Genomic DNA, 9,626 nt, shown 5'->3' on the forward strand with positions numbered 1-9,626 from the left:
AAGACAATGGAAAAATCATCATATCTTCGTGATAGCCACTATCTACAAAAAAAGAGCATTACCTATTTACTTGCAAGTTTTGCTCCAAAAAGGCTCTACTAATTTAGCGGAGCAAAAGGCACTTATTCAACCAGTTTTACGGTGATTAAAAAAATATAAACTGGTGGTTATTGGAAACCGGGAATTTTGCCAACGCAAAGCTCCGCGTAGAGTTATATCACTGGCTAAAAGTGAGAGCTAGAACTCCAAAAATTAATTTGATCTTCCGACAAAAAACAAAATACTACCTATAGAAAAAAAGGGAGGCATCATTAGCTTTCGCTGTTTTCGATGGCGTTCTCCATCTTGTACAATTAATAAGTTTTCTCCAAGTTGAGGTTTGAATATTTCATTAGGAGCAGCTGGGGCATCAAGAATTTTGTTTTTAGGATTAAATAACTCTTGAATATCCTGGGGATGACTGACAACTAAAGTCTCTAAATTGCCAAAGGAATTGGTAAAAAAAGTTCTCCATAATTTTGGGCACAATTATCCAAAAACTCTAATAGTTTTAGGGTTGATTGGATTTGTTGGATAAATTTAGGAGTTTTAAGTTTATCAATTTGTTTTATTGTTATACTGCTTCATCAAACTGATACAAAACGTCACAATAGGAGCTAATTCTTAAACAGGTACTAGCTGATTTTGATAACGCTTTCCCTTAACCACCATCCGAACCCCATCTGCTGGAGCCATCAACAAACCACGACGCACTGCTTTAACAGGCTTTTCATCTGCTAATGCCAACTCCCAACTAGATAGTATGGTTGCTAATACCAATTTCATCTCAAACAAGGCAAAAGCCTGACCAATACAGCGACGGTTGCCACCGCCAAAAGGCAAATATTCATAAGGGGAAAATTGACGTTCTAGAAAACGCTCTGGTTTAAACTGCTTCGGTTGAGGATATAAATCTTCCCGATGATGAGTTAAATAAATACAGGGACTCAGAAAAGTTCCTGGTTGAAACTGATAACCCATAATTTCTAGGGGTGACTTCACCTGTCGTTGAAGTGCTAATATCGCTACTGGATAAATTCGCAGAGTTTCTTTGCACACAGCATCCAAATAGGGCAATTTTAAAATTTCCATCGGATCTGGTTTATCTCCGAGTGCATGAAGTTCTTGCAGCAGTTTATCTCGAATTTCTGGTTGACGGTGAATCCAGTAAAATGCCCATGCTAAAGCTGTTGCAGTAGTTTCGTGACCAGCTACTAACAGAGTAATTAACTCATCGCGCAATTCTAAATCTGTCATAGGTTGTCCCTCTTCATCCCGCGCTGCCATCATCAAAGACAAAATATCGGTGCGAGATGGATCGGGATTTTCCCTACGTTCAGCAATTTCAGCATAGATTAGTTTATCAATGTCTCGCTCATTCTGCATCAACCACCCCCAAGGACTTAACGGACCCCAATCTTTTTGTAGTGCAGGGAAAAATAATAAGATAGATCTGAAGATAGATTCTCTTCCCTCAAATCTAGTAGTTAACAATTGGTCCATTTCTTGTAAGCGTTGACCTTCTTCTAAACCAAATACAGCTTTTAAAATTACTTGAAATGAGATTCTTTGAGTAGAGGAACGAATGGAAAAAGTTTTGTTTGTTATCCATTGAGATGTAACTTGCTGAATGATTTCACGAATGAGCTCGCCGTAAGCTAGCATCCTTTGGCCATGAAATGGTGGTGTTAAAAGTTTCCGTTGTCGTCTGTGAGGAGCGCCTGAAAGTGCTAGAAGAGATTGTTCTCCTAAAAAAATCAACCTTGTCCCATTTCCGCCGGCATCTAATTTTTCTGGATCGGTGGCAAAAATTTCTTGAATTCCTTGGGGGTTACTGATGATTACCATTGACTGTTTACTCTCACCTAATAAAACAGGAAGGGTAAAGATATCACCATATTGTCTAGCATTACTTTCCAAGAATTCCAAGGGTTTGACTATTCTTTGCAGTTTATTCAGGAATGACAGATTTTTTGGGCCTTTAGGGAGTTGGGATGTGACCATTTTTTTTTCTGAGTTTGATTGCTACTCTACTAATATACTCTATCTATATTAGGACTTACCCATAGACACTATATTGACTGAGAGCGAATACGATTTGCGTTCCACAAAGCTCCGCTTTACATGTTGCGGAGCAAAACGCCCCTACATACGGTGTTTTCAAGGTTATTCTGTGTAAGTCCTGTATAAATTAGGACTTACGCACCTGCAACGTATTGTCGTCCTAAGCGACCGATAGGGTTTGGGGAGTATTCCGGAACAGAAAGCAATCTCAAACCCTGGTTTTTTGTACCTCATGCGTAAGTCCTGTATATCTGTATTTACGATCGCATTTTTACTACATTCATTAGACTTCCCCGGAAAAGATGGATTAGAGGGAAATAATTTATGATTTATCTACGATAATTGATTTTATTTTTTATTATTGGAGATGTTTATTATGTAGCTTCTAGCAAAGCCAGATTCTTAACTCCAAAATACACTAGATTGGGACTTACGCAAATACGCTATATATTACCTTGGAATAAAATAGGTTGAAGAAGGAGACAGGAGACAGGAGACAGAAGGAAAATTACATGGGGATTCGCTCCCCCAAGTAATTTTGAACACCCCCGTTGACGGTGGGGTATTAAACCCACAAAGAAAATGATAAACTATCAGGAAAAGTTATCAAATCTGACAAAAGCTTCCCTTACAAATTTTTAACTCTATAGATGTACTAATTTGTCTAGATTAACCGTAAATCTTTTCAGATTTGCCCACCCGACATTTTTGATATTCTCTTACTGTATAATCAAGATAATTATACTTAAATATTATCAAAATTATGCTAGAGATACTTCACAATTTATCATCAGATAAAAAATCAAAATAAAATTTCCTAGATAATTGATATAAATCATCGCACAAATATCAAAAATTTTAACTCCCTCATGTCTGCTAAAGTCAAACTTACTATTATCCAAGGAAGTATGCTCGGCAAAGAATTTATCTTTGAAGAACGAACTACCTGTATTATCGGTCGTCATCGAGACTGTAGACCCAGACTACCTAGTGATGAACAACATCGTACAATTTCTCGTTATCATTGTCTACTTGATATTAATCCTCCAGATATACGAGTGCGTGATTTTGCTAGTAAAAATGGTACTTATGTTAATGGTAAAAAAATTGGGCAACGTCAATCTGAGCATATTCCTGAAACAACAAAAAAAAATAATTTTCCTGAATATGAATTACAATCAGGAGACCAAATTCAATTAGGAAATACTATTTTTCAGGTTAGTCTTGAAGAAGAAACAGAAATGCCTCCAGAAATGCTTGATCAACCAAGAACTTGGCAAGCAAAAACAGTTGAATTATCAACTTTACGACCAAGTTTAGGTGATTCTACTATAACTACAATTCCTGGTTATACGACACTTAATTTATTAGGAAAAGGTGGCTGTGGAGAAGTTTATTTAGCTAAAAATAATCATACTCAAGAATTAATAGCTTTAAAAACAATGTTGCCAGAAATCATAAATAATCCTAATGCTATAAATCGTTTTTTGAGAGAAATAGAAAATACTAAAGCTTTAAATCATCCGAATGTTGTTAAATTGAAAGATTATCATTATAGCGATCGCCTATTTTTTTTTACTTTAGAATATTGTAATGGTGGTAGTATTTGGAACTTGATGCAGAGTCATGGTTATCAGTTATCTGTTGAAGTGGCAGTGCCGATTATTTTACAGGCTTTAGATGGTTTAGAATATGCCCATAATGCAGAAATTCCTTATGTAAAAAAGGCAGATGGTAGTTTGAGTATTGGGCGAGGTTTGGTTCACCGCGATATTAAACCAGCTAATATTTTTCTGAGTAATGTAGATAATTCAACAGTAGTAAAAATAGCAGATTATGGATTAGCAAAAGCTTTTGATTTAGCAGGTTTAAGCGGGCAGACAATTACGGGAAATAAAGGTGGTACTTTTCCATTTATGCCCAGGCAACAAATGATTGATTTTAAATATGTAAAACCAGAAGTAGATGTTTGGGCAATGGCAGCAACTTTATACAATATGTTAACTGGTGTATATCCTCGTGATTTTGTTGGTAAAGACCCAATTTTAACTGTATTGCAAACTAAACCTGTGCCAATTAGACAAAGAAATATTTCTATTCCTAAATCTTTAGCAGAGGTAATTGATTTAGCATTAATTGATCAACCAGAAATTTATTTTAAAACAGCTCAAGAATTTAAACAGGCATTGTTAAATAGCGATCGGTATTTTCCGTAACGGAATGATCTGCAAACAGCACTCAGCTTTCAGCACGCTAATCAAAAGCTTAAAATTCAGACAACGCTAGATATTCCTTCTTCCTTCTTCTGCCGATCTCTGACTTCACGTCACAACCAAAATCCTGTAAGGGCGAATGGCCATTCGCCCCTACTTTGTTCTACCGAAATGATACTAATTTAATTAGTTTGAAGATTTTTTCCAAGGTGATTGATAATATATCTGAGAACCTTTGTCTGAGACAAAATGACAAGCTAAATAAGAGTTGATAAAACTCTTCCATACAGGTTCGCTTGAATACCGATAATACTCACCCAAAAGAGGTTTTATTGCCTCCGTAGCTGTCTTTAAATGATAGTGTGGCATACTCAGAAAAATGTGATGAGCTACATGAGTACCAATATCGTGATGAATAGAATTGATAAAACCATAGTCGCGGTCAATACTAGACAATGCACCTTTCAGGAAGTACCAGTCATCTCCACGATACCAGGGAATATCTGCTTCAGTGTGGTGTAAGTAGGTGACTAAATCTAGCCAGACGACAAATATTACATAAGGAACTAGGTAATATTTTACTAAAAATACCCAACCAAACTGATAGGTGAGCCATCCCAGAAAACCTACCATTAACATCCAGAGTGCTGAACTTGTTAAGACATCCCACTTTTCAGAAGGACGAAATAATGGACTGTTGGGCAGAAAATGAGAGCCAGCACGATTAGGCGATCGCCTAAATAAATAGAGTGGATAAGCTAATAATGGCAGGTAAAAGCGAAATAGCTTTTCATACCAAGGCATCATATTATACTTACTTTCAGAAACAGGATACCAACTTTCATCAGTATCAAGATTTCCAGTATTGGCATGGTGAGTTCTATGACTAATGCGCCAACCGTGGTAAGGCACGAGAATGGGAGTGTGAGACAAATGCCCAATGAGGTTATTAAACCATTTATATTTGGAGAAAGAGCCATGACCGCAGTCGTGTCCCACTACAAATAAAGCCCAAAACATAGTTCCTTGCATTAACCAGAAGATGGGAAAAAAGAACCATGAATCCAGATTATAGGCGATTGCATACAGACCAGCAATAATGCCAATATCAAGAAAAAAGTAGCTCAGAGACTTCCAGAGAGAAGGCTCAAAACAGTGTGGAGGAATAGCTGCTTTCACTTCTTGAAGAGTAAAAGGTAACTCTATTTTTGAGGGAGTTAAGTTTGTCTTAGTTGCTTGATCGAGAACAGTGTTTGATTGCACTAAATTTTCAACTTTGTGTAATATGTCTGATATTTCATCCTCACAAGTCACATTTTGCAGATTTAGCTTCCATCAACTACCCCTAACTCTTCTGAACTAACAGAGAGAAAAGGGGTATAAATTTATGGAACTTTCACTGCATTAGGACGAATCTCATCAGCTATAGAACAAAAGCTAGTGAGAGATGAAACGACCATTATTATATATTATCTAGGGGTAATTTTTGACAAAAATTTTATATTTCTAGTGCAGGATGGCAGATTATTAAGATAGTAGGGGAGCGGGGGGTTCTTGAGGACACGGAGAGGGGGAGACAGGGAGACGCGGAGATAGAGTGTCACCGACACGCCGTGTCCCCGTGTCCGGTGTGTCTCCGTTTCCTCATAGGGAGTAGGGGAGTAGGGAAAATAGAAAGATTTACTGTTGAAGCACTCATGATAAGTTTTTTCCAGAGCGCTCTTATCTGCACATGATATAACCAGTTACAAAATCCTAAAAGCCTTAACAATCAAGACTTTCAAGACTTTCAAGACTTTCAAAAAATTTTATTTTTAATTTTTTATTTACCAAAAAATTGTGGTTTAAAGCCTCCCCTTTTAAGGGGATAATAAATAAAAATTGCCCTTTGAATCAATCCTCTCCTTGAAAAGAAGAGGTAATTCTAAATTCTTAATTCTAAATTCTAAATTCTTGAAGCGTAGCGGCACTAGGCTAAAAATAGCTTGTAGGCTGGGTTTTGGCTTTCATCCCAATAGCGATAACCAAAATTATGGACAAAACTTTGCCATTCGGCCATCTCATCAGGAGGGACTTGCATTCCGACCACAATGCGTCCATAATCTGACCCATTATTACGGTAGTGGAAAAGACTAATATTCCAGTTGGGACTCATGGAGGCGACAAATTTCATTAATGCTCCTGGCCGTTCGGGGAACTCAAAACGGTAAAGTAATTCGTGGTGGGCGAGGGGAGAACGACCCCCAACCAAATGGCGCAGGTGTAGTTTTGTCAGTTCGTCGTCAGTTAAGTCTAGGGTTTTCAAGCCTTGATTTTCAAAAGTTTCTACTATTTTGGCTGCATCAGCGCGGTTTTCTATTTGTACTCCTACAAAAATGTGTGCTTCTTTTTCCTCAGCAATGCGATAGTTGAACTCAGTAATATTACGTTTGCCCAGACAGTCACAAAATCTACGGAGACTACCTGGAGTTTCGGGAATAGTAACGGCAAATATGGCTTCGCGACGTTCCCCAAATTCTGCTCTTTCAGCCACAAAACGGAGGCGGTCAAAATTCATATTGGCACCACAGGCAACGGCGATCAGGGTTTCATCTTGAATTTTTTCTCGCTCAACATAAGCTTTTGCACCAGCGATCGCCAATGCGCCAGCAGGTTCGACAATGGAGCGAGTATCTTCAAATACATCTTTGATAGCTGCACAAGTATCATCTGTTTCGACGAGAATAATATCATCTACATATTGCTGACATAGACGAAGTGTTTCTTCTCCTACTTCTCGCACTGCAACACCATCGGCAAATAATCCTACTTGAGGTAAGCGGACTCGGTGTCCAGCTTTGAGAGACTGCGACATAGCATCAGCATCAGCAGGTTCAACGCCAATAATTTTGATTTCCGGACGCAACCGTTTAACATAAGCAGCAATACCAGAAATTAAACCCCCACCACCAATGGCAACAAAAATAGCGTGAATGGGTTTTTGATATTGGCGGAGAATTTCCATACCAATTGTTCCTTGTCCGGCGATGACGTAGGGGTCGTCAAAGGGGTGAATAAAAGTTAAACCTTTTTCTGCTTCCAGTTGATGGGCGTAACTAGAAGCTTCATCATAGGTTTCGCCATACAAAATAACTTCCCCTCCTCTAGCTTTGACAGCATTAACTTTTAGTTGAGGGGTAGTGACAGGCATGACTATGATGGCGCGAGTACCGAGGCGACCTGCAGCTAGGGCAACTCCTTGAGCGTGATTTCCAGCGGACGCTGCGATGACTCCCTGGGAGAGAATTTCTGGAGGCAGTTGAGCCATTTTATTGTAAGCTCCGCGTAATTTGAAGGAGAAGACTGACTGCATATCTTCTCGTTTGAGTAGGAGGTTGTTTTGGAGGCGTTTTGAAAGGTTGGGAGCGGTTTCAAGTGGTGATTCTTGGGCTACGTCGTAGACGCGGGCAGTGAGAATTTGTACTAGATAGTCACAATACATAGGTTTTATTTGGTTAGTAAATGCTTGATTATTGGGAAAGGCAGAGGCCAGGAGGCAGAAGGCAGAAGGGTATAAAACCATTTCTCAAAAACTTTTCTACACTTTGTTGAGCAGGGGACTCACCCCTAACCCCTCCGGTGGAGGGTAGGGCTGTTTCATTCTCGATAGACACAGGGACACGGAGACAGGTCAACACCGGGATGGAGGCTTTTAAGCGCCATTGAACCCAATATCCTCTCAGAGCTTAAAGACGCTTATTGGCGCTCAAAATCGGCAAATTTTGGCAAATTTCACTGTTCCACTATCCCCTCATCTCCTGTTCTCCCGCTCATCCTTAATCTACAATACTTTAAAACAGCCCTGCCTCCCAGGAGGGGAAATAGGTAGTTGCATGCAACGTCCGTACAGGGAGAAGCAAACATAAGAATAATTAACATTAACGCAAGCTTAAATTAGCAAAAAAGTGATTTTGTTTGTACCGATCAGTTGACAACTGAAGTACTGCCCAAGTATAACAATAATGCATGGGAATTGGTATAAAATCCTATCCAGTTGTTCCTTCTACCCTTTGCTCTGAGCATGGCTGCCTTCGCTCATCTTATCATTACCTACTAGACCGACACATCTAATTTTATGCATTAGATTATTGGGGCGGGGGCGGGTTTACTTAGTCGTAGGTGACACCATTAACTTAACGCGGAACCCGCCCCTACTATTGCACCATTTTAGGCGTGTCAGTCCACTACAGGACTTATATCATGTTAATTCTTCCAGTTTTTGATATTTTTTTATACCTCCGGTATCGCACAAAATCTCAAAAAAAGCGATCGTTCTGCCTGCTATTGGAGAAAGTGACAGAGTGATAGTTTTTCTTGAAAATAGGAAACCGAGATTTCGGTTGATCTCATCGGGTTATATCATGTCCGGATAAGAGCGTGATCAAAACCTTTTCCCTTCTAACCTTTTCTTTCCTTCTGCCTCCTGCCTCCTGCCTTCTGCCTTACCTCCTCCAAAGTGTTAAGTATTCAACCGGACATGATATTACTGAGCCACAAGAGCGCGATCGCTCTTAGACAATATGCTTGGCGTTTATTTCATATTCCATTGATCTAGCCAAAGATTCTTAAGTTTTTCAATTGTGCTTTCCTTGTCTCTCACTATCTTTTTCCAGCCTGCTCGGATCGCGTCCTTTTCCTTCTTTGTTAGTTTCCATGAGAGTGGTGGCTCGTATTCACCTTCTGCGCTATAAAATGATTGTTTTGCTTTTAGATCTGGAGTAACTTCTTGCTCTGCAGTCTTTAGTCCTAGTTTTGCTTCCTCAGTAATAGAAGGGAAGAAGATGGGGAAATATTCAATTTCTACGTTTCCATCATTCTGTTTTGCGCTCTCCCATTCCTGCAACAATTCTACCTCAGTTAAATTGCGGGAAGTAAGAATTGGCCTGCGAACCTTGAATAAGCCTAGCAACGGACCAATAGTTGCCATAAACAAACCTCGCTTCTTTTCCTTTTTAGGTTGCTCATTAGGTTTGGTTTCAGGAAAAGGATTGATTTGTAAGATCAGAATTCTTTTTATTTCTGGGGTAGTTTCTTCACCTTTTTGGGTAGGTTTTTCACGAAGAAGCTCCTCAAGCCATTCTAATGCTGTCACAAAACCAGAATTGTCGAAATAGCCACCATCAGCGACGTGATAATTTTCTATCTTGCGATCTTTACCATCAGCGACGCGGTCGTCGGCTCGACAAATGGGAGATATGTAAGGGAACGTGGCAGAAAGTCTTGCACCTGTGACAACATCAATATCTTTTCCTGGATAAAGACTATTAAAGT

5 protein-coding genes and 1 pseudogene are annotated in these 9,626 nt (G+C 39.2%); 1 reads left to right on the forward strand and 5 read right to left on the reverse strand.

The window, feature by feature from the left end; all coding sequences use genetic code 11:
• Positions 1–252: 252 nt before the first annotated feature.
• Both F6K13_RS06580 and F6K13_RS06585 read right to left on the reverse strand, forming a co-directional pair.
• A complete protein-coding gene (locus F6K13_RS06580) occupies positions 253–528 on the reverse strand; it encodes a cytochrome P450 (protein ID WP_124142826.1) in 276 nt (91 codons plus the stop codon).
• A 135-nt stretch (positions 529–663) separates the two neighbouring features.
• Positions 664–2,043 carry a cytochrome P450 gene (locus F6K13_RS06585; protein ID WP_124142825.1) on the reverse strand — a complete coding sequence of 460 codons (1,380 nt, stop codon included), beginning with the start codon at positions 2,041–2,043 and terminating at the stop codon, positions 664–666.
• A gap of 929 nt (positions 2,044–2,972) precedes the next feature.
• Between F6K13_RS06585 and F6K13_RS06590 the strand changes: the two genes are divergently transcribed.
• On the forward strand, positions 2,973–4,319 hold the full coding sequence (locus F6K13_RS06590) for a protein kinase (RefSeq protein WP_124142911.1): 1,347 nt from the start codon (positions 2,973–2,975) through the stop codon (positions 4,317–4,319).
• A 183-nt stretch (positions 4,320–4,502) separates the two neighbouring features.
• On the opposite strand, the gene F6K13_RS06595 is transcribed toward F6K13_RS06590, so the two are convergent.
• The 3 genes and pseudogenes from F6K13_RS06595 to F6K13_RS06605 all read right to left on the reverse strand — a co-directional run.
• Positions 4,503–5,579 carry a DUF3474 domain-containing protein gene (locus F6K13_RS06595; RefSeq protein WP_124142910.1) on the reverse strand — a complete coding sequence of 359 codons (1,077 nt, stop codon included), beginning with the start codon at positions 5,577–5,579 and terminating at the stop codon, positions 4,503–4,505.
• Between the two features lie 706 nt (positions 5,580–6,285).
• Positions 6,286–7,878 (reverse strand): threonine ammonia-lyase, biosynthetic, encoded by a 1,593-nt coding sequence (gene ilvA / locus F6K13_RS06600; RefSeq protein ID WP_275670263.1) that lies wholly within the window; start codon positions 7,876–7,878, stop codon positions 6,286–6,288.
• 1,008 nt (positions 7,879–8,886) lie between these two features.
• Positions 8,887–9,626 (reverse strand): annotated as a pseudogene (locus F6K13_RS06605) (hypothetical protein); the annotation flags it as partial.

It is taken from the genome of Okeania sp. SIO2B9 (assembly GCF_010672505.1).
In the GTDB taxonomy this organism is placed as follows: Bacteria; Cyanobacteriota; Cyanobacteriia; order Cyanobacteriales; family Microcoleaceae; genus Okeania; species Okeania hirsuta.